At 73.8% G+C, this 19,655-nt stretch carries 18 protein-coding genes; 8 read left to right on the plus strand and 10 right to left on the minus strand.

Going from position 1 to position 19,655, the window contains the following annotated elements:
• The first annotated feature begins 238 nt into the window (after positions 1–238).
• A complete protein-coding gene (locus AC1DT4_RS14145; protein ID WP_477090432.1) occupies positions 239–841 on the plus strand; it encodes a sulfite oxidase-like oxidoreductase in 603 nt (200 codons plus the stop codon).
• Positions 842–843: 2 nt separating this feature from the next.
• Positions 844–1,635, plus strand: coding sequence for a ferredoxin reductase (locus AC1DT4_RS14150; protein ID WP_477090433.1), 792 nt, complete (start codon positions 844–846; stop codon positions 1,633–1,635).
• Positions 1,636–1,642: 7 nt separating this feature from the next.
• Here the strand turns inward: AC1DT4_RS14150 and AC1DT4_RS14155 are convergent, their stop codons facing one another.
• Positions 1,643–4,327: a phosphoenolpyruvate carboxylase gene (locus AC1DT4_RS14155; RefSeq protein WP_477090434.1), complete on the minus strand. Its 2,685-nt coding sequence runs from the start codon at positions 4,325–4,327 to the stop codon at positions 1,643–1,645.
• A gap of 98 nt (positions 4,328–4,425) precedes the next feature.
• Here AC1DT4_RS14155 and AC1DT4_RS14160 point away from each other — a divergent pair, with 98 nt between their 5' ends.
• Entirely contained in the window at positions 4,426–4,827 is a 402-nt protein-coding gene (locus tag AC1DT4_RS14160; protein WP_477090435.1) for a nuclear transport factor 2 family protein, read from the plus strand.
• A 182-nt stretch (positions 4,828–5,009) separates the two neighbouring features.
• Here the strand turns inward: AC1DT4_RS14160 and AC1DT4_RS14165 are convergent, their stop codons facing one another.
• Complete coding sequence (locus tag AC1DT4_RS14165) at positions 5,010–7,103, minus strand: RecQ family ATP-dependent DNA helicase (protein WP_477090436.1); 2,094 nt, start codon at positions 7,101–7,103, stop codon at positions 5,010–5,012.
• Between the two features lie 113 nt (positions 7,104–7,216).
• On the opposite strand from AC1DT4_RS14165, the gene AC1DT4_RS14170 reads away from it, so the two are divergent.
• Positions 7,217–7,921, plus strand: coding sequence for a DUF2786 domain-containing protein (locus AC1DT4_RS14170; protein WP_477090437.1), 705 nt, complete (start codon positions 7,217–7,219; stop codon positions 7,919–7,921).
• Positions 7,922–7,928: 7 nt separating this feature from the next.
• Here AC1DT4_RS14170 and AC1DT4_RS14175 read toward each other — a convergent pair whose 3' ends face one another.
• From AC1DT4_RS14175 to AC1DT4_RS14185, 3 genes are read right to left on the minus strand one after another with little or no spacing between them, the layout of a single operon-like run.
• A complete protein-coding gene (locus AC1DT4_RS14175) occupies positions 7,929–8,384 on the minus strand; it encodes a methylglyoxal synthase (protein WP_477090438.1) in 456 nt (151 codons plus the stop codon).
• 48 nt (positions 8,385–8,432) lie between these two features.
• Positions 8,433–8,585 (minus strand): hypothetical protein, encoded by a 153-nt coding sequence (locus AC1DT4_RS14180; RefSeq protein WP_477090439.1) that lies wholly within the window; start codon positions 8,583–8,585, stop codon positions 8,433–8,435.
• Positions 8,582–9,502, minus strand: coding sequence for an aldose 1-epimerase family protein (locus tag AC1DT4_RS14185; RefSeq protein WP_477090440.1), 921 nt, complete (start codon positions 9,500–9,502; stop codon positions 8,582–8,584). Before AC1DT4_RS14185 ends, AC1DT4_RS14180 begins: the two co-directional genes overlap by 4 nt.
• A gap of 247 nt (positions 9,503–9,749) precedes the next feature.
• On the opposite strand from AC1DT4_RS14185, the gene AC1DT4_RS14190 reads away from it, so the two are divergent.
• Together AC1DT4_RS14190 and AC1DT4_RS14195 are read left to right on the plus strand one after the other, a co-directional pair.
• Entirely contained in the window at positions 9,750–11,924 is a 2,175-nt protein-coding gene (locus tag AC1DT4_RS14190) for a winged helix-turn-helix domain-containing protein (protein ID WP_477090441.1), read from the plus strand.
• A 47-nt stretch (positions 11,925–11,971) separates the two neighbouring features.
• Complete coding sequence (locus AC1DT4_RS14195) at positions 11,972–12,634, plus strand: hypothetical protein (protein WP_477090442.1); 663 nt, start codon at positions 11,972–11,974, stop codon at positions 12,632–12,634.
• Here the strand turns inward: AC1DT4_RS14195 and AC1DT4_RS14200 are convergent.
• The 3 genes from AC1DT4_RS14200 to AC1DT4_RS14210 all read right to left on the minus strand — a co-directional run bounded on the left by AC1DT4_RS14200 (position 12,627) and on the right by AC1DT4_RS14210 (position 17,094).
• Positions 12,627–13,139: a metallophosphoesterase family protein gene (locus tag AC1DT4_RS14200; RefSeq protein ID WP_477090443.1), complete on the minus strand. Its 513-nt coding sequence runs from the start codon at positions 13,137–13,139 to the stop codon at positions 12,627–12,629. The genes AC1DT4_RS14195 and AC1DT4_RS14200 overlap by 8 nt on opposite strands.
• Positions 13,140–16,520 (minus strand): bifunctional lysylphosphatidylglycerol synthetase/lysine--tRNA ligase LysX, encoded by a 3,381-nt coding sequence (gene lysX / locus AC1DT4_RS14205; RefSeq protein ID WP_477090444.1) that lies wholly within the window; start codon positions 16,518–16,520, stop codon positions 13,140–13,142. It lies immediately after the preceding gene.
• 136 nt (positions 16,521–16,656) lie between these two features.
• On the minus strand, positions 16,657–17,094 hold the full coding sequence (locus AC1DT4_RS14210; protein WP_477090445.1) for a GNAT family N-acetyltransferase: 438 nt from the start codon (positions 17,092–17,094) through the stop codon (positions 16,657–16,659).
• Positions 17,095–17,387: 293 nt separating this feature from the next.
• Between AC1DT4_RS14210 and AC1DT4_RS14215 the strand changes: the two genes are divergently transcribed.
• Entirely contained in the window at positions 17,388–18,062 is a 675-nt protein-coding gene (locus AC1DT4_RS14215; protein WP_477090446.1) for a hypothetical protein, read from the plus strand.
• Between the two features lie 227 nt (positions 18,063–18,289).
• Entirely contained in the window at positions 18,290–18,880 is a 591-nt protein-coding gene (locus AC1DT4_RS14220; RefSeq protein ID WP_477090447.1) for a dihydrofolate reductase family protein, read from the plus strand.
• 19 nt (positions 18,881–18,899) lie between these two features.
• Here AC1DT4_RS14220 and AC1DT4_RS14225 read toward each other — a convergent pair whose 3' ends face one another.
• A complete protein-coding gene (locus AC1DT4_RS14225; protein WP_477090448.1) occupies positions 18,900–19,349 on the minus strand; it encodes a GNAT family N-acetyltransferase in 450 nt (149 codons plus the stop codon).
• Between the two features lie 18 nt (positions 19,350–19,367).
• On the minus strand, positions 19,368–19,607 hold the full coding sequence (locus AC1DT4_RS14230; protein ID WP_477090449.1) for a hypothetical protein: 240 nt from the start codon (positions 19,605–19,607) through the stop codon (positions 19,368–19,370).
• Between the last annotated feature and the right edge of the window lie 48 nt (positions 19,608–19,655).

Raw genomic sequence — 19,655 nt, forward strand, 5'->3', positions numbered from 1 at the left:
CGTCCGGCCAGCGTCGTCGCCGCGGCGGCAGCGGCCGTGGCGCCGGCGGMGGCTCCGGCTCGGCGTCGGGCGGCCCGCGGGTCGTCTACTCGCGCGGCTGACGCAATACGCACTGATCAGAGGCCGGTTCCGACACCCGTCGGGCCGGCCTCTGGCGCGTCTGCGGGACCCTGGCCCATGATGAGTCGGAGCGTCTCCGACCCACGGGAGTGACCATGTCCCACCGCACGGCCGCCTGATGGCGATCATCTCCCGCGGGTTCCGCGGCAAGCGCGAGGTCGACCCCCGCATCCCTCCCGGCCAGTACCTCGAGCGTGGCTTCCCGGTGCTGTCCGCCGGTCCGACGCCGCGCGCCGACCTGTCCACCTGGACGTTCTCGATCACCGGCGGCGGGGCGACGCGGGCCAGCTGGACCTGGTCCGAGCTCACCCACCTGCCCCACGACGACATCGTCAAGGACATCCACTGCGTCACCAAGTGGACCAAGCTGGACTCGGCCTGGCGCGGCATCTCGCTGGACACCCTGCTCGACGGCGTCGAGATCGCGCCCGAGGAGCAGTACGCGATGGCGCACTGCGACGGCGGGTACACCACGAACCTGCCGCTCGCGGACCTGCGGGGTGGCAAGGCCTGGATCGCGTACCAGTACGACGGCGCCCCGCTCCCGCCCGAGCACGGCGGCCCGGCGCGGCTGCTGGTCCCGCACCTCTACTTCTGGAAGTCCGCGAAGTGGGTGCGCAGCCTGGACCTCATGACGGAAGACACCTGGGGGTTCTGGGAGCGCCTCGGGTACCACGCCTACGGCGACCCGTGGAAGGAGCAGCGGTATTGGGGGGACTGAGCGTGCCCTCCGACACCCCCGACGAGAACCTGTACGCGCTGCCCTGGATGGTGGGCACCCTGGTGGCCCGCGCCGCCGAGACGCCCACCGCGATGACGCTCGAGCTCGACGTCCCCGGCTGGCGCGGCGCCCTGTCCGGGCAGCACGTCGACGTCCGGCTCACCGCCGAGGACGGCTACTCGACGCAGCGCTCGTACTCGCTGGCCTCCCCCGGCACGATGGGCCTGCCGGGAATGACCCTCGACCCCACCGCGCACGACCCCAGGATCGCGCTGACGGTCCAGGTGGTCGACGACGGCGAGGTCTCGCCGTACCTCACCGAGGACCTGCAGGTCGGCGACGAGCTCGAGCTCCGCGGACCCGTCGGGCACTGGTTCGTCTGGCAGCCCACCGACCCCCACCCCGTCCAGCTGGTCGCGGGCGGCTCCGGCCTGGTGCCCCTCATGTCGATGCTGCGCACCCGGAAGCTGGCAGGCAGCGTGGCACCGTTCCGGCTGGTCGTCTCCGTCCGCACGCCGGTCGACGCCATCTACGCCGACGAGCTCGAGGCGCTCGGCGCCGACGTCGAGATCACGCGGGTGTGGACGCGGCGCGGACCCGACGGGTGGACGGGACGGATCGGTCGGGTGGACCCCGACGTCCTGCGCGAGGCGTGCTTCCCGCCCGACGAGCGCGCGCACGTGTTCGTGTGCGGACCCACGCCGTTCGTCGAGCTGGTCGCGGACACCCTCGTCGACCTCGGCCACGACCCGGAGCGCATCCGCACCGAGCGGTTCGGCCCGACGGGGCCGTAGCGGCCTCTCAGCCGGTGTTCTGCAGCCCGGCGGCGACGCCGTTCACGGTCAGCAGCAACAGCCGGCGGAGGTCGTCCGCCTGCTCGGGGGCGTCGCCCGTGCGCAGGCCGCGCAGCGCGCGCAGCTGGAGCAGCGACAGCGCGTCGACGTAAGGGCTGCGCAGCTGGACGGCCCGGCCGAGGATCCGGCGGCGGGACAGGATCGCCTCGCTCTCGGTGATGGCGAGGACCCAGTCGCGGGTCAGCACCATCTCCTCGAGCACGAGGCTCGCGAGGTCGTCGCGGTCCCCGAGGGCGAGGTAGCGCTCCGCGATCCGCTCGTCCGTCTTGGCCAGCGACATCTCGACGTTGTCGATCATCGTGGCGAAGAGCGGCCACTGGGCGTACGCCTCGCGCAGCTCGGCCAGGTCGTCGGTGGCCGCCAGCGCGGTGCCCAGGCCGTACCAGCCGGCCAGGTTGATGCGGGCCTGCGACCAGGAGAACACCCACGGGATGGCCCGCAGGTCGTCGAGCGACTCGACCGAGAGGCCGCGGCGCGCGGGCCGGGAGCCGATCGGCAGCATCCCGACCTCCTCGAGCGGCGTGACCTCGGCGAACCACTGCGGGAACCCGGGCGCCTTGACCAGCTCGTGGAACCGGACCCGCGAGGTCTCGTCGAGCTGGGCGGCCAGCGGCGCGAACCGCTCGGTCGCCCCGGCGTTGCGTCGCTCGACCGACGGCGCACCGGCCAGCAGGGTCGCCGCCGCGACCTGCTCGATGTGCCGGGCGGCGATCACGGGGTCGCCATACCGGGCGAAGATGACCTCCCCCTGCTCGGTGAGCTTGAACCGGCCGTCGACCGAACCCGGAGGCTGGGCGAGCAGCGCTCGGTTGGCGGGGCCGCCGCCGCGCCCGAGCGCACCGCCGCGGCCGTGGAACAGCGTGAGCTGGATGTCGTTGCGACGCGCCCACTCGGTGATCCGGCGCTGGGCGGCATCGAGCGTGAGCGTCGCCGAGACTGGGCCCACGTCCTTCGACGAGTCCGAGTAGCCGAGCATGACCTCGACCCGGCGGCCGTTCTCCGCGAGGCGGCGCTGCACCTGCGGGAGCTGGAGCGCGCCCTCGAGGATGTCGACCGACGCCTCGAGGTCGGCGAACGTCTCGAACAGCGGGATGGCGTCGATGATCGGCGCGTCGACGCCGGCGAACGCGTAGTCGGCGAGCTCGTAGACCGCCGCGAGGTGCTCGGCCGACTGCGTGAACGACACGATGTAGCGACGCGCGGCGAGGATGCCGTAGCGCCGCTGCACGGCACCGATGGCGCGGAACGTGTCGAGCACCTCGACCGTGCGGGGCTCCAGCGTGCCGTCGACGCCGTTCTTCGCCAGGTCAGCCAGCGCGCCGGCGTGCACCTGCGAGTGCTGGCGCACCTCGAGCTCGGCCAGGTGGAACCCGAACGTCTGCACCTGCCAGATCAGCCGCTGCAGGTCGCCGTACGCCGACCGGGGCGCGCCGGCGGCCGCGAGCGAGCGCTGCACCACGTCGAGGTCGGCCTCGAGCTCGGACGCGGAGCCGTAGGCCAGATCGGCGTTGCGCGTCCGGGTCGCGGCGATGCGCTCGGCCAGGAAGTAGACCACCCGGCGGTGCGGCTCGTTCGGGGCGTCTCCGGCGATGCGGGAGGCCAGCGGCGCCGACAGGCCGCGCTGCTTCTGCCACAGCGAGCTCAGCTCGCTCGACGCGGGGGTGCCCGACGCGGCGAGCGTGAGCCCGTGCGCGGTCTTGCGCGCCGACGACTCGAGCTCGAGCAGCGCGTGCTCGGACGCCATCGCCGCGGCCTCCTCGGTGATCTGCCCGGTGACGTTCGGGTTCCCGTCCCGGTCGCCACCGATCCAGGTACCGAGGCGGGCGAACGGCCGCACGGCCGGTGCGGTCGTGCCGGCCGCGTCGGCCAGCAGCCAGTCGTCGAGGCGTCGGTAGACCGCCGGCAGCACGTCGGCGAGCGTCGCCTCGAACACGTTGATCACCGTGCGGACCTCGTCGAGGACCGACGGCTTGGCCTCGCGCAGGGGCGCGGTGCGCCACAGCGTGTCGATCTCGCCCAGCAGACGACGGTCGTTCTCGGCGAGCGACATCCCGCCGATGTAGCGCAGGTCGCGCTCGGCGACGAGCTCCGCGATCCGCCGGATGGCACCGGAGACGGCACGTCGGCGCGCCTCCGTCGGGTGCGCCGTGAAGACCGGTCGGAACTCGAGCTCGGCCAGGCGCTGCCGGGCGACGTCCTCGCCGACCTCGTCGGCCAGCTGCGCGACGGCCGCCGGGAGCGAGTCGTCGGGCGCGAGGTGGTGCGGCAGCAGGCTGGCCTCACGCTCCCGCAGGACGCGCACGCGGTGGTACTCCTCGGCCGTGTTGGCGAGGTGGAAGTAGCAGGTGAACGCCCGGGCGACCTCCTCGGCGCGGGCCATGCTGAAGCCCGCGACCAGGTCCTCGGCCTGCGCCAGGGCCTCCGCGTCCGGCCCGTTGTGGGCCCGGATGGCGAGCTCGCGCAGGGCCTCGACGTCGGCGAGCAGGTCGTCGCCGCCGGCCTCGCGCAGCACGCGTCCGAGGAACTCGCCCAGCACGCGGACGTCGTTGCGCAGCGGCTCGGGAACCTCGTGGCTCGCGAGGCTCTGCGCAGCGGTCTGCGTGGCGTCGCTGGGGGGAAGAGGTGCGGTCACGGGCCAAAACTAGGGCACGCAGCCCGATCCGGTCCGGTGAGTCCAGGCGATGGGCACTGTGACGAAGACGACTCGACATCCGTGAGTAGGGTCGGGCCATGGCCATGACGCCGCAGCAGGCCGACGCGACCTGGCACGCCGCGTGGACGGTCCGGGACGCCGACGCGGCAGCCGCGTACCTGCACCCCGAGTACGCGCTCGTGCTCGTGCACCCGGCTCCGGCGCGCGTGGCGCGGGCCGAGTGGCTGGCCACCCTGCCGACCTACGTCGTGACCGGGTGGGAGCTGCTCGAGTCCGCGTGGGACGTCCACGACGGCGTCGCGGTCCACCTGCAGAAGGTCTACATGGCCGCGACCGTGGCCGGCGCCGACCGCAGCGGGATCTTCATCCTCACCGACACCTGGTTGTCGACGCCCGACGGCTGGCAGGTGTGGCGTCGGCACTCGACCCCCCTGCACGCGGGCGAGATGCCCCGGCCCCAGGCGGGCGGGCCGTCCTGACCCGCCCGCCCCGGCGACGTCAGCAGAACGTGTACACGTACCCGCTCGCGCCCTTGGGCACCACGTCGCGGTCCCGGTAGATCACGCTGGTCGTCGCACCGCGGGCGTTGCACGAGGACCGTCTAGCGCAGACCGCCGACCCGTGCGCAACAGGTGCGCAGAACGCCTGCGCGTTCGTGCGATCACCCGCGCAGGGCCAGCGCGAAGGGCAGGACCGCCGAGGCGCCGGCCCGGCGCAGCTCGCGCGCGGCGACCGTCATGGTCCAGCGGCTGTCGACCAGGTCGTCGACGAGCAGGACCGGTCCTCCCGGCACCTCGAGGGCGGAGGCGTCGAACTGCTCCCACACGCTCGCCAGCCGGAACGCGCTGTTGCCCCCGGGCTCGCCCCGCGGACCGTCGTCCCGCAGCGCGAGCGCGCCTGCGTACGGGAGCCGGCCGATCTCGGCGAGCCCGCGCGCGAGCGAGTCGACCAGCAGCGGACGGCGTCGGGAGGGCAGGGCGACGACCGCGACGGGCCGCTCGTCCCAGCCCCACTGCGCGAGCACGCGGACGCAGCCGTCCAGCATGGCCCGGGTGACCGGCGCGTCGGCCGCGCCCGCCGCGAACACCGCGCGCAGCGCCGTCCCCCAGCCCAGGTCGGTGAGCCGGGCCAGCGCCCGGCCCTCGAGGGCCCGTTCGCCCTCCGCGAGCCGGCCGCGCACGGGCAGGCCGAGGCGGTCGGCGCCGACCGGCCACTGGACCCGGGGCTCGACCGGCACGCCGACGCGGTCGAGCGAGCGCTCGGCCGACGCCGCAGCGCCGTCGACGACGTCCACCGGGTACCAGGGCCCGGCGCAGCCGTCGCAGCGCCCGCACGGGGCGGCCGTCTCGTCGTCCAGCGTCCGCTGCAGGAACTCCATGCGGCAGCCGTCGGTGCGCTCGTAGTCGAGCATGTGCCGCTGCTCGGCCTCGCGGGCCGCGGCGATCCGCGCGTAGCGCTCGGCGTCGTACGTCCACGGCTGCCCGGTGGCCACCCAGCCGCCCTGCACGCGGCGCACCGCGCCGTCGACGTCGAGCACCTTGAGCAGCAGCTCCAGGGGGGTGCGCCGGACGTCGACGAGCGCCTCGAGCGCCGGCGTCGACAGCGGGCGGTCCGACAGCTCCGCGATCACCTTCTCGGCCCGCGCCTGCTGCGGCATCGACGCCGTCGCGAAGTACTGCCAGATGTCGGCGTCCTCCGCGCCGGGGAGCAGCAGCACGTCGGCGCTGTCGGTCGCGCGCCCCGCGCGGCCGACCTGCTGGTAGTAGGCGACGGGCGAGGACGGCGCGCCAAGGTGCAGCACCCAGCCGAGGTCGGGCTTGTCGAACCCCATGCCGAGCGCGCTCGTCGCGACCAGCGCCTTCACCGCGTTGGCCTTGAGCGCGGCCTCGGCGTCCTCGCGATCCGCCGGGTCCGTCTGCCCGGTGTACGCGCGGACGTCGTGCCCCGCCTCGCGCAGCAGCCGGGCGGTGTCCTGGGCCGCGGCGACCGTGAGCGTGTAGATGATCCCCGAGCCCGGCAGGTCGCCCAGGTGGCTGAGCAGCCAGCCGAGCCGCGTCCGCGCGTCCGGCAGCCGGAGCACGCCGAGGCGCAGGGACTTGCGGGCCAGCGGCCCGCGGATGGTGAGCACGTCGACCGCCGAATCCCCCGCGCTGCCCAGCTGCTCCGCGACGTCGGCGACGACCCGGCTGTTGGCCGTGGCGGTCGTGGCGAGGACGGGGACGCCCGCGGGCATCGTCGCGATGAGGTCACGCAGCCGCCGGTAGTCGGGCCGGAAGTCGTGGCCCCAGTCGCTGATGCAGTGCGCCTCGTCCACGACGAGCATCCCGAGGCGCCGCACGAGGGCCGGGAGCTGGTTCTCGCGGAACGCGGGGTTGTTGAGCCGCTCGGGCGAGACGAGCAGGACGTCGACCTCGTCCGCGGCGAGCCGCGCGAGCAGCTGGTCCCACTCGTGCGCGTTGGTCGAGTTGATGGCGACGGCCCGCACGCCGGCGCGTTCGGCGGCCGCGACCTGGTCGCGCATGAGCGCGAGGAGCGGCGAGACGAGGACGGTGGGACCCGCGCCGCGCTGGCGCAGCAGCATGGTGGCGACGAAGTACACCGCCGACTTGCCCCACCCGGTCCGCTGCACGACGAGCGCGCGGCGGTGCTCGTCGACGAGCGTCTCGATCGCCTCGTACTGCCCCTCGTGGAACTCGGCGTCGGGGTTGCCCACCAGACGGCGGAGGACGGCGAGGGCGGCGTCGCGGGTGGTCACGCGCCCAGCCTGCCAGGCCCGACCCACCCGTCGGGCCCGCTGTGCACAACGGTGGGCGTCCTGTCGGAGCCGACCCCTACGGTGGCGACTCCACCGCACCCCCGGGAGCCCCGATGCCCAAGTCCGCCGACGAGACCCTGGCCCTGATCCGCACGCTGCTGGCGATCGCGGACGGCGGGTCACCGCACGAGCCGGAGCGCGAGCTCGCCCGGGCTCGCGCCGAGAAGCTGATGCTCCGGCACAGCATCGACGAGGCCGCGGTCCGGATGACGAGCGAGCGGGCGCGCCAGCCGGTCCGCACGGACGTGCCGGTCACCGGCTCGTGGGTGGCGGACCGGATCGAGCTGCGCAACGCGGTCTACGGCGCGTTCGGCTGCCGGCCGCTGCGGGTGCGGCGCGGCACCGGCACGGACTTCGTCGCGTTCGGGTTCGCGGCGGACATGTCGATGGCGGCCGTCCTGGCCGGGTCGCTCGAGCCGCAGATGCTGGCCGAGATGTACGCCCACGGCGGCACGGCGAGCGACAAGCGCGCGTTCGCCGCCGGGTTCGCCGCGATCGTCGCCGGCCGTCTGCGTCGGTTCTACGCCGAGGTGCTCACCGAGGCGGAGACGGAAGGCACGTCGAGCGAGCTGGTCCTGGCCGCGCGCGACCGCGACGTCGACGCCGCCGTGGCCGAGGCGTTCCCTCGGGTGCGTCGAACGACGCGTCGGCTCACCGGCCGGGGGTGGGCCGCCGGCGCGGCGGCGGGCGCCCGCGCCGACATCGCGGTCTCGGAGCGCACGGTGGCCGCGTCGGGGGGCCGCGCCCTGGGTCGGTGAGGACGCGTCAGGCCTCTTCCGGGGTTCCTTCCCAGGTGCGGGGGCCCAGGTCGGGTCGCGTGTTCTCGTAGTCCCCGGACAGGAGCGGCGACGAGATGATCATGTCCGCCGTGGACACGTTGCACGCCATCGGCACGTTCCAGACGGTCGCGATACGCAGCAGCGCCTTCACGTCCGGGTCGTGGGGCTGGGGCTCGAGGGGGTCCCAGAAGAAGATCAGCATGCTGATGGTGCCCTCGGCGATGCGGGCCCCGATCTGCTGGTCACCGCCGACCGGACCGGACAGGAACCGGTGCACCGGGAGCCCGAGCTCGTACTCCAGCATCGTGCCGGTCGTGCCGGTGGCGTAGAGGTGATGACGCGCGAGGGTGCCGCGGTTGTACTCCGCCCAGCGCAGCAGCTCGACCTTCTTGTTGTCGTGCGCGACGAGCGCGATGTGACGCGGGCTGCTCGTTCCGTTCATGGCACCTCCCGGGCTCCGTCCAGTCTGTCCGTTCCGGCGGCGACACGCTCAGGCGGCGGACGCGGCACCGCGGTCGTAGCCGTTGGGGCTGAGGAGGATCGCGCTCGCGGCGGGGAAGGAGACCAGCGCCTGCCCCTGGACCAGCCCGGCGCCGTAGACGAGCACGGACCGTGCGCGGCGGGCTGCGTCGACGGCGGTCATCCCACCGACAGCCCCCACGCCCCGCTCCAGGACTCCCCCGGCCCCAGCGTGAGGAGGTCGGCCCCGGACCGGAGCGCGTGCGGCGGGCAGGTCATGGGTTCGACGGCGACGGCCAGCCGTCGGCGCTCGGCCGGGACCACTCCGTCGGCCGTGTAGACCATCAGGTACGGGAACGCCTCGCCGACCCAGAGGCGCACGCCGCGGCTCGTCGCCGGGTCCACCAGGTGAGCGACCGCACGTCCGTCGTCGCCCCGGCGGAGGTCGCCGAACACCGTGTCGAGGACCTCCGGCCCGATGGTCCGGGGCTCGCGGAAGTCGAGGTGCGAGCCGGTGACGTCGACCGGTGACGGCGGCTCGTCGCGGTCGGCGGGCACCGGGGAGTGGCTGTCGGCGGGCACCTGCAGCTCGAGGCCGTCGACGGCCCCGCCGAGGCCCAGGTACGGGTGGAAGCCCATCCCGAACGGCGCGGGCGAGCCGCCGGTGTTGCTCGCCGACGCGGAGACCGTGAGCCCGTCGTCGGCGAGGTGGTAACCGACCCTCAGGGTCAGCTCCCACGCGTAGCCGGGCTGCGGGCGCAGGACGCGCTCGAGGACGACGCCGTCCGGCGTCGACGACACCTCGGCCCAGTCCAGCCAGCGCACCATGCCGTGGATGGCGTTACCGCGCTCCGGCTCGTCCATCGCCACCTGGCACGTCTGCCCGTCGAACGTGTACCGACCGCCGGCCAGCCGGTTCGGGAAGGGAGCCAGCACCTGACCGCGGCCGTCGGGCGCCCGTTCGCCGACGTCGAAGCCGTCGAGCACCGGGCGCCCCTCCAGCACGCACTCCCGGAGCGTGGCTCCGACCTGCGTGACGACGGCGTGGTGGTCGCCGGCCTCGATCCGGTACTGCCGGCCCGAGGGCGGGGCCGGCGTCATGACGTCGCACCGGTTGCTGCATGGGCCGCCGCGACCGGCATCACGACCTCCTCCACCGTCATGACCTCCACGATCCTCGCCCGCGTCCGGTCACGACGAGTCCAGCACGGGCGTACCGCCACGTCGTCACCCTCTCAGCATGATGGTGGCCCGTGCGGCCGCCCGGAAGGGGTTGCGGCGCCGGTGGTCCTCAGCGGTAGCGTGACGTCACGTGGGGGAACGTCACGTTTGGCCCGTTTCGTCCAGCGTGGAGAAGCCGTCGGCGATCCCGCGTCAGACGGAGCCTGTCACGGTACGTCGACGTCGCGCAGGGGTCGGTCTCGTCCCCCGCGACGCCCTCGTCGACACCCTCTCCGCCTCCACCGTCCGCGTCGTCGCGCTGATCGCCGGGCCGGGGTACGGGAAGACCACCGTCCTCGGCCAGTGGGCCGACCGCGTCGGGAGCGGCGCAGCGTGGCACACCTGCACGGATGCGGACAACGACCCCGCCACGCTGCTGACGGCGCTCGGCCACGCGGTCGGCGCGGGGCCCGGGATCGTCACCGTTGCCGGTCTGGCCGCGGCGGCCCGGGCCCGCCCGCCGCTGACGCTGCTCCTGGACGACGTGCAGGCGATCACCCGGGCCGGCAGCCTCAACGTGCTCACCGACGTCATCGACCGGCTGCCCGACTCCTGGCGCGTGGGCCTCGCGTCGCGGGCGCGGCCGCGACTGCCGATCGCGCGTCTCCGCGCCGCGGGCGACCTCCTCGAGATCGGCGTGGCTGAGCTGTCGCTGCTCCCCGACGAGGAAGCGCAAGTCCTCGCGCGCTCGGGAGTCAGCCTCTCCGCCGAGGCGACGACCGCCCTCCACGACCGGACCGAGGGCTGGCCGGTGGCAGTGCAGCTGGCCGGGATGGCGATCCGGGAGCGCGGCGGGTGGCTCGACGAGCCGCTCGAGTTCACCGGCGACGACAGGTTCATGCGGGAGTACCTGCGCACCGAGATACTCACCGGCGTGGGTGCGCGCGAGACGGCCCTGCTGGTCCGCTGCTCGGTGCTGGACGAGCTCTCCGGGCCCGCCTGCGACGCGGTCCTGCGGGTGCGGTCGTCGGGCGCCGCGCTCGAGCACCTGGGGGCGCACGGCGTGATCCAGGCGGTGGGTCGAGACGGGCAGGAGTACCGCTGCCACCCGCTGCTCCGGGAGCTGTTGAGCGCGGAGCTGCACCGCAAGGAGCCCATGCTCGTGCCCGAGCTCCACCGCCGGGCGGCGCGCTGGTACACCACCGCGCAGCTGCCCGACCAGGCCATCGACCATGCCAACCGGGGGGGCGACCTCCCGGAGCTCGCCCGGTTGGTGCTCCTGTTCGCCCAGCCGACGTGGACGACCGGACGCATCGACACGGTCCAGCAGTGGATGTCGTGGCTCGAGGAGGCGAGGGACGTCGACATCTTCCCCGCGATCGCCGCGCACGCGGCCCTCGTCTTCGGCCTCCTCGGCGAGGCGGCGCGCGCCCAGCGGTGGTCGGAGCTGGCCCTCACGACCCCCGGGTCGGGGACGCTCCCGGACGGCAGCACCGTCAGCGGGACCGTCGCCTACCTCCGGGCCATCGAGGGCCGCGACGGCACGGAGCAGATGCGGGTCGACGCCCGGGCTGCGCGCTCAGGTCTGTCGCCGGCGAGCCCGTTCTGTGCCGCGATGCTCCACACCGAGGGCCTCGCGTACCTGCTCGACGGCGACCTCGACAGCGCGGACGACCTGTTCGTCGAGGCCATCGAGTCGGCCGAGGTCGCGCGCGCGGACCCGGTCGTGGCGATGGACCTGTGCGAGCGCGCGGCTGTCGCCGTCGAGCGCGGAGACTGGTCCGCGGCGGTCAGGGCCGTCCGGCGCGCCTCGAGGATCGTCGCCGAGGGCGGGTACCGGACGTACTGGACCAGCGCGCTGGTGCACGCGTGGTCGGCCCGCACCGCCGTGCACCTCGGGCTCCGCCAGGAGGCGGTCGGGCACGCCCGCGACGCGCTCGCGCTGCGCCCCCTGCTCACGCACGCCCTCCCCGTGGTGTCCACGCAGGCGCTGCTCACCATGGCGCAGGCCTCGCTGGGAGTCGGGGACATCCACGCCGCGTCGGCCGCCGTGCGGCAGGCGGACGAGATCCTGCACCGCCGGCCGGGGCTGGGCGACCTGCCGGACCGGGTGGCAGCCCTGCGCGCGCAGGTGCACGAGGCCGCGTCGCGCGGGCGGCCCGACACGCTGACGCCCGCCGAGGTCAGGCTCATGCCGCTGCTCGCGACGCACCTGACGTTCCCCCTCATCGCCGAGCGGCTCGGGGTCTCCCGCAACACCGTGAAGACCCAGGCGATCTCGAGCTACCGCAAGCTCGGCGTCTCGTCGCGCAGCGAGGCCGTCGCGCTGTGGGAGCTGCTCGACGGGTCGGCGAGCTCGTAGCACCTCGTTGCGGCGACGCGGCGGACCACCCGGGGAGGCAGGTGCTCGTGGACGAGGCGAACCCCCGTCGGTACGCCTCGCTCGGCGCGCGCCTGGCACCGCTGAGCGCCGTGGCGGTCGCCGTGCTGGCCCAGGTGCTGATGCGCGACCGCATCGTGCTCGGCCCGATCCTCCTGGTGCCGATCATCGAGGTCACGCTCGTCGTCGTGATCGTCCTGGTCGACGGCGTGCTGCGCGCGTCGCCCCGGCTCGTGGACCTCCTGCGCTTCGCGCTCGCGCTGGTGCTCGCGATCTCCGGCACCTCGTCGGCCGCCCTGCTGATCTCCGACGTCCTGACGGTCCGGCCGGTCAGCGTGCAGCAGCTGCTCGCGGAGGGGGCGCAGATCCTCGTCGTCACGACCGTCGGCTTCGCCCTGCTGTTCTGGCAGCTCGACCGCGGCGGCCCGACCGGTCGGGCGCAGCCGGAGGTCGAGCTGACGTCGTTCTGGTTCACGCAGGACGCGATCCGCGAGTACTCCGACCAGTTCGACAGCTGGCAGCCGCGGTTCCTCGACTACCTCTACGTGTCGATCACCAACCTCGTCGCGTTCTCGCCCACGGACACGATGCCGCTGAGCCGGACCGCGAAGATGCTGATGGCGTGGCAGTCCGTCGTCTCGCTCGCCACGTTCGCCGTGGTCCTGGCGCGCGCGGTCAACATCCTCACCTGACGGTCCCCGGACGCTCGACCCGGTGCAGCACCACGTCCTCCAGGCGACCCGAGACCGCCGACGCCGTCATGAACGTCGCGAACGGCTGGCGGCGGCGATCGGTCGGCGAGCCCGGGTTGAGCAGCCGCATCCCGGCGGGGGTCGTCGTGTCCCACGGGATGTGGCTGTGCCCGAACACGAGGACGTCCAGGTCCGGGTAGGCGTCGTCGCACCGTCGCTCGCGCCCGCCGGCCTGGCCGGTCTCGTGGACGACGCCGACGCGCACGCCCGCCAGCTCGACCCGCGCGACCAGCGGCAGGCGCGCCCGCAGCCCGGGGCCGTCGTTGTTGCCGACGCAGCCGACCAGCCGACTCGTCCGGGCCTCGAGACCGTCGAGGAGGCTCTCCGCGACCCAGTCGCCGGCGTGGATCACCACGTCCGCCTCGTCGACGGCCGCCCACACGGCCGCGGGCAGGTCCCGGGCGCGGGCAGGGACGTGGGTGTCGGCGAGCAGCAGGAGGCGCACTCAGCGTCCCGTGGGCTTGACCAGCGGGAAGAGGATCGTGTCGCGGATGCTCAGGCCGGTCAGGTTCATGACCAGCCGGTCGATGCCCATCCCCATGCCCCCCGTCGGCGGCATCGCGTACTCGAGCGCGGTGAGGAAGTCCTCGTCGACCTGCATGGCCTCGGGGTTGCCGGCCGCCGCCAGCAGCGACTGGGCGACGAGCCGGCGACGCTGCTCCAGCGGGTCGACCAGCTCGGAGTAGGCCGTGCCCTGCTCGGCGGCGAAGATCACCAGGTCCCACTTCTCGGCCAGGCGCGGGTCCACCCGGTGCTGGCGGGTGAGCGGCGAGTTCTCCTTGGGGAAGTCGGTGTAGAAGACCGGCGTCGTCGTGGTGCTCTCGCAGAGCTCGCCGTAGATCTCCTCCAGCACCACGGCCCAGCTGGCGTCGGGCTCGAGCTCCAGCCCGATCGCGTCGGCGTGCCGGAGCAGCTCCGTCAGGGGTGTGTCGGCGGTGATCTCCTCGCCCAGCTTCTCCCCGACCGCCTGGCAGACCGTCTTGACGGGCCACGTGCCCGACAGGTCGTACTCGGTGACCGCGCCGTCCGCGTCGGCCCGCCGGGCGAGCGGCGAGCCGTACACCGCGGTCGCGGCCTCCTGGATGATCTCCTGCGTCAGCACCCGCATGGTGTCGTAGTCGCCGTACGTCTCGTACAGCTCGAGCGACGTGAACTCGGGGTTGTGCTTGAAGTCCACGCCCTCGTTGCGGAACTGCCGACCGATCTCGAACACCTTCTCCATGCCGCCGACGACCAGCCTCTTGAGGTGCAGCTCCGTGGCGATGCGCAGGTAGAGGTCCATGTCGTAGGCGTTGATGTGCGTCTCGAACGGCCGGGCGTTGGCCCCGCCGTGGATCAGCTGGAGCATCGGCGTCTCGACCTCGGTGAACCCGCGGGCGTGCAGCGAGTCCCGGACGCTGCGCACGACCGTCGCCCGCGTGTAGGCGATGTCGCGGGCCGCCGGCCGGACGATCAGGTCGACGTAGCGCGCGCGGATGCGGGCCTCGGGGTCCGTGAGCCCCTTGTGCTTGTCGGGCAGGGGCCGCAGCGACTTGCTGGTGATCTGCAGCGACGTCGCGCGGACCGAGAGCTCACCGCGCCGCGTGGTGATGACCTCGCCGGTCACGCCGAGGTGGTCGCCGAGGTCGACGTCGTGCCGCCACAGCCCCAGGTCAGCGGCGCTGACGGCGTCCGCGCCGACCATGACCTGGAGGTCCCCGCTGCCGTCGCGCAGTGTGCCGAAACCCAGCCCGCCTCCGTCGCGCTTGCGGATGAGCCGCCCGGTCACCGAGACCTGCCGCCCGGTCGCGGTGTCGGGCGGGAGCTCCCCCGCCTCGGCCCGGACGACCGCCAGCGTGTGCGTGCGGGGGTAGGTCACGGGGTACGGGTCGATGCCCTGCGCGCGCAGCCGGTCGGCCTTGGCGCGCCGGACGCGCTGCTGCTCGGGCAGCCGGTGCGCGGACATCGCCTCCTCGACCGCGTCCGACTCCTCGGGGATCTGCGCCTCCACCTGGGCGGCGTACTCGTCGCCGGCACGGACCAGCGCCTCGGCATCCGTGGACCGACCGCCGCGACGGTTGAGCAGCCGGAGCGACGGCCGGGTGAGGAAGCCCTCGGCGCTGCCCGCCGCCGTGCCGACGCGCGGCAGGTCCGACGTGTACTCGAAGCAGATGAACCGCGGCTGCCACTCGGGCTGGTACTTCGCGTTCGAGCGGTACAGGGACTCCAGCTGCCAGTTCTTGCTGGCCAGGACGAGCGACTGCCGCCAGAGCCGTGCGATCGGGCCGGCTCCGACCTCGGCGCCCCGCTCGAACGCCTCCCGGAACATCGCGAAGTTCAACGAGACCCGGCCGGCGCCGAACGCGGTCGCCCGCTCGGCCAGCGACGAGACCATGAGCTCGACCAACCCGTTGTCGGCGGTCGGGTCCCGGCGCATGAGGTCGAGCGAGACCCCCGTGCGGCCCCACGGCACGAAGCTGAGGAACGCGCGCAGCACGCCGTCGCCGTCGTACGCCTCCACCAGCACGCAGTCCCCGTCCAGCTGGTCGCCCAGCCGGCCGAGGGCCATCGAGAAGCCCCGCTCGTCGCCGCCGTCCCCACGCCAGGCCGCGGCCGCCGTGTCCAGCGCCGCGAAGTGCTCGGCGTCGACCGACTCGTGCTTCGAGACGCGTGTGGTGTACCCGCGACGCTGCAGCCTGGTGACCGACTGCCGCACCGCCTTCATCCCCGGGCCGGTCAGCGAGAACGACCGCATGTCGAGGATCGCCTCGTCGCCGATCTCCCATGCGGTCAGGCCGGCCCCGGTGTACGCGAGGGCGCCGGCGGTGCCCGCCCCCATCACGGCGAGCGACCAGCCGTTCGTACGCGCCTGCCGGCGCCACTCGTCGATCGCGGCGGCCCAGAGCTGCGGGTCGCCGACCGGGTTCCCGCTGGCCAGGCTGACCGACCCGACGACCCGGTACGACACCCCGGCGCGCGCCGTCGCGGCGAGCCCCGACTCCCACACGATCGACTTGTCGCGCCGGGTGGCGAAGTACCCGAGCGAGTCCTCGGAGCCGAACTCCCGCAGCAGCGTGCGGACGCGCGCCTCGTCGGCGGCGTCGAGGGTGTGGGTCCAGGTGGGCGACCGGAACAGCAGGACGGTGGCTCCCACGATGGTGGCCGCCGCCATCAGGTTGATCACGCCGTGCACCCACAGCGGCGCGGTCGCGATGCTGGCGTCGTCCACCGAGCCGATGTCACCGAGCATGTTGTCCCAGACGAACAGGGCCGACGAGGCCGTCGTGGGTGCGTCTCCGAAGCGCGTGACCAGCGACGACCCGACGACCAGCGTCACCGCGCCGCCGACGAGGAACAGGGCGAGCGCCCGCAGGAAGCTGCCCCGCACCGCCTTGGCCCCGAACTGGCGCCGCGCGCGCAGCAGGAGCACCAGGACCGCGGTGATCAGCACGAAGCCGACGGCGTTGACGGGCGAGCCGCCGTCCAGCAGGCGCAGCAGCCGGTCCAGCTGCGGCAGGACCACCCACCAGACGAGCAGGACCCACCATGCCGCGCGCATCCGGCGGTGCAGGGCGATCCCGACGCTGGCGAGCAGGGCCGAGTAGACGAGGTTCGGGATGATCGGGAGGACGAGCATCGAGACCAGGTCGTCCTCGCGCGCGAAGTACTGCCGCCACGGCGGGACGGCGGCCACGACGAGGACGAGTGCGCTCGCGAGGAACATGACCGCCGCGAACCGGTCGGGCCATCGGTCGTCGAGGCGCCTGCTGTCGCCGACGGTGGGCCGGCGGTCGGCGGCGGGGGTCGGGCTCGGTCCGGGCTCTGCCCTCGTTGCGACGTCGGCCATCTGCCCCTCGCTCTCCGAGCCGGGCCAGGCCGCGCGCTCGTGGTCCCCACACCGTCCGGCGCCGCCGGAATGCCTGTGTGGACCGTAGCGCGCCGGGGCATTCGCGAGATACGCCCCGTTCGTGGCGCCGCCCGGGTCAGGCCGGAGGAACCGGTGCGAGGACCAGCTGCATCCCCGTCTGGTCGGAGGTGAAGGCGGTGAAACCCGCGTGCTCGTACAGTCGGGCCCCGGCGGCGTCGGCGGTCAGCGTCACGTAGGGATCACCCGGGGCGCGCGTCCGGATGTCACCGAGCAGGTGGTCGAGGATGGCGCGCCCCAGTCCGCGGCGCTGGTGATCGGGGTCGGTGGCCATGTCGGCGACGACGAAGTACCAGCCGCCGTCGCCGAGCACGCGGCCCATCGCGACCGTGTGCCCGTCCTGCGCGGTGACGTGGCAGAACGACCAGCTGCCCTGCACCGCACCTGCGGCCTGCTCCGGCGACTTCGCGCGAAGACCCGAGACACGGCGGAGGCGCAGGTAGTCGTCGAGGCTCGGCGGCCCGACGTGGAGGGCATAGCCGGAGGGCAGGACCATGCCTCCATCATCGCGGCGCCCGCCCAGGTGCGTCCTGCGGCCGCCGCGCGCAGAGTGGCCTGCAGGCGGCGTCACCTCGCGAAGGGGGTCTCCATGGGTGCTGCGTCCCTCCTGGCTCGAGTCGTCGCGCTCTGGCGGTCGCAGAGTGTCCGCGCCCTGCGCTGGCGCCACCCTGCGCCGACGGACCCGGTCCGCCGACCCGCGAAGCGCTGAGGGCCCGGTCCTGCTCCTCCCTCCCGTCCACCTCCCGTCCACCCTGCGCCGTCGGCACAATGGGGCCAGAGAGGGGTCCGATGCGACGGAGGGTGCTGAGGCTCGTGGCCGCGCTCGCCCTCGTGGCGTCGGGCGTGCTGCTCTTCGCGGCGTCCTGGCAGCGCTGGGGGTCGTGCTCGGGCGCGGAGGCCTGCGCCGCGCGGCAGGACCACCTCGTCGACTTCCTCCCCCCGACCGAGCCGTGGGTGCCCGTGGGCAGCGCCGCTCAGCTGGCGGGCCTGTCGCTGCTGGCCTTCGCGCTCGCGCTCCCGCTGCTGCCCTGGGCGCTCGACCCGCGCCGACCCGGGCCTGTCACCGCGGTCGTCCTGGTCGCGTCCGAGCTGGCAGTCGTCGCGGTCGGCGTGGCGGTGCTCCGGTCCGGGCTCTCCGGCGCGGTGGTCGCGCCGGTGCTCGGCGGGTGGACGTTGGGCGCCTGGGTGTTCGGGCCGCCGGTCCTGTTCGTGAGGTTCGCGGTCAGCGCTCGTGGATGGGCGCGCGCCACGCCCGTGCTGCTGTTCCTGGCCTCGCCGCTGGTCGCGTCCTTGACCTACGCCATCGGCGACTACGACACCCGCCCGTGGTGGGAGGCGGTCTCCGGGTCGTTCACCGCCGCCGCGGGCCTGTGCCTGCTGGTCGCCGCCGCGTGGGGACCAGACCGGTCGCTCGCGGGCGCGTCCGTGCAGCCCGCTGTCGGGCCGGGCGTGAGCCGGGCGTGACCGAGCGGCGGCGAGACCGAAACGCGCTCGGTCCGCGCGGTCATCGGAGACGTGCCGGGGCCGCCTGGTCGGCCGGGGCGGATTTCATCATCGAGACGCTCTGAGCCCAGGCCGGACTCCGAAGGTCGGTGATGCCGGCTGCTCGCCGACTGTCGATCTGGCCCGCCGCCGTTCGTACAGGTGTCGAGAGACCGGCACGACGCCGGTCCCGGGAGGGCGGTGCAGACATGCGGAATCTCGTGGTCATCGAGTTCATCACGCTGGACGGCGTGATGCAGGGCTTGGGTTCGCCGGACGAGGACCGCGACGGCGGCTTCGAGCACGGCGGATGGGCAGCGCCCTACGGCGACGACGTGCAGACGGCCGCCGCGACCGAGGGGCTGGCCGGCACGACCGCGTACCTGTTCGGACGCCGGACCTACGACAAGATGTCCGCGTTCTGGCCGTACCAACCCGACACGGATCCGATGGCCGCGCACCTCAACGCCACGCCGAAGTACGTCGCGACGCGGACGCCCTCCGAGCTCGCCTGGCACGGCGCCCAGGTGCTCGACGACGAGCTCGTGCCCGCGGTCACCCGCCTGAAGGCGCAGGGTTCCGGATCCATCGCGGTGCTGGGCAGCGGCGTCCTGGTCCAGGACCTCGTCGCGCACGACCTGGTGGACGGGTACCGCCTCTTCGTGCACCCGTTGCTGCTCGGGACGGGCAAGCGCCTCTTCCGGGAGACGGAGCGACCGGTGCGCCTGCGGCTCGCCGACTGCACGCGAACGAGCACCGGTGTCCTGCTGCTCGACTACCGGGTGCAGCGCGACGGCTGAGGCCGGCTGACGGCGGGCGTCACGAGGGCGGCGCCGACCAGGTGAAGAAGGTGACGGCGCTCTCCTCGCCCCCGAGCGAGCGGTAGAACGCGAGCGCGTCGACGTCGTCGTCGTCGGCAGGGACGAAGATCTCGGAGACCCCGGCCTCCAGTGCCTGCGTGCACAGCGTGGAGACGAGAAGCCGCCCGGCGCCCTGGCGGCGGTACCCGTCGTGCACGGCGAGGTCGTAGATGAACAGCTCCGACGAGGGCGACCGGGTCATCGGGATCGTGTGCGCGGTGATGCCACCGACGACCCGCTCCCCCGCGAAGGCAGCGACCGCCCAGAACGAGCTCGTCGTCAGGAGCTGATGCACGGACGCGTCACCGAGCGGCTCCGAGGGCTCCTCGAAGACCGCGGCCATCAGGGCGAACATGTCGCGAGCAGCCTCGTGGTCGAGCCGGCCGAGGCGTCGTGCCGAGAGGGTCACGCCCCCATTGTGGGCCGCTCAGTCGGCCTTGCGCGGAATCCGGCCGGCGATCCAGTTCTGCCAGCCGACCAGGACCCGCGGCGGGCGATCGTGCGCCGGGGCGGAACCCTGGTGCGAGCCGGCGCCGCGGTCCTGGAGCGACCGACCGTGACGGCTCTCGCCCTGGTGCCCCTCCGGACGGTCCTGGTGCGGGGGAACCCCTGGCAGGCGGTGCGTCGCCTCGTGCCACGCACCCTGCAGGGCGTCATCCTTCGACATGGCCTCCACCTCTCCGTTCTCGAGCCCGGTCTCTACCACCGATAGAGA

This window comes from Cellulomonas sp. P4_D11 (assembly GCF_056401915.1).

Coding starts and splice junctions, on each gene's coding strand:
- AC1DT4_RS14145 (WP_477090432.1), top strand. CDS start 239: ATGGCGATCATCTCCCGCGGGTTCCGCGGCAAGCGCGAGGTCGACCCC.
- AC1DT4_RS14160 (WP_477090435.1), top strand. CDS start 4,426: ATGGCCATGACGCCGCAGCAGGCCGACGCGACCTGGCACGCCGCGTGG.
- AC1DT4_RS14170 (WP_477090437.1), top strand. CDS start 7,217: ATGCCCAAGTCCGCCGACGAGACCCTGGCCCTGATCCGCACGCTGCTG.
- AC1DT4_RS14175 (WP_477090438.1), bottom strand. CDS start 8,384: ATGAACGGAACGAGCAGCCCGCGTCACATCGCGCTCGTCGCGCACGAC.
- AC1DT4_RS14180 (WP_477090439.1), bottom strand. CDS start 8,585: ATGACCGCCGTCGACGCAGCCCGCCGCGCACGGTCCGTGCTCGTCTAC.
- AC1DT4_RS14185 (WP_477090440.1), bottom strand. CDS start 9,502: ATGACGCCGGCCCCGCCCTCGGGCCGGCAGTACCGGATCGAGGCCGGC.
- lysX (WP_477090444.1), bottom strand. CDS start 16,520: ATGGCCGACGTCGCAACGAGGGCAGAGCCCGGACCGAGCCCGACCCCC.
- AC1DT4_RS14210 (WP_477090445.1), bottom strand. CDS start 17,094: ATGGTCCTGCCCTCCGGCTATGCCCTCCACGTCGGGCCGCCGAGCCTC.
- AC1DT4_RS14215 (WP_477090446.1), top strand. CDS start 17,388: ATGCGACGGAGGGTGCTGAGGCTCGTGGCCGCGCTCGCCCTCGTGGCG.
- AC1DT4_RS14220 (WP_477090447.1), top strand. CDS start 18,290: ATGCGGAATCTCGTGGTCATCGAGTTCATCACGCTGGACGGCGTGATG.
- AC1DT4_RS14230 (WP_477090449.1), bottom strand. CDS start 19,607: ATGTCGAAGGATGACGCCCTGCAGGGTGCGTGGCACGAGGCGACGCAC.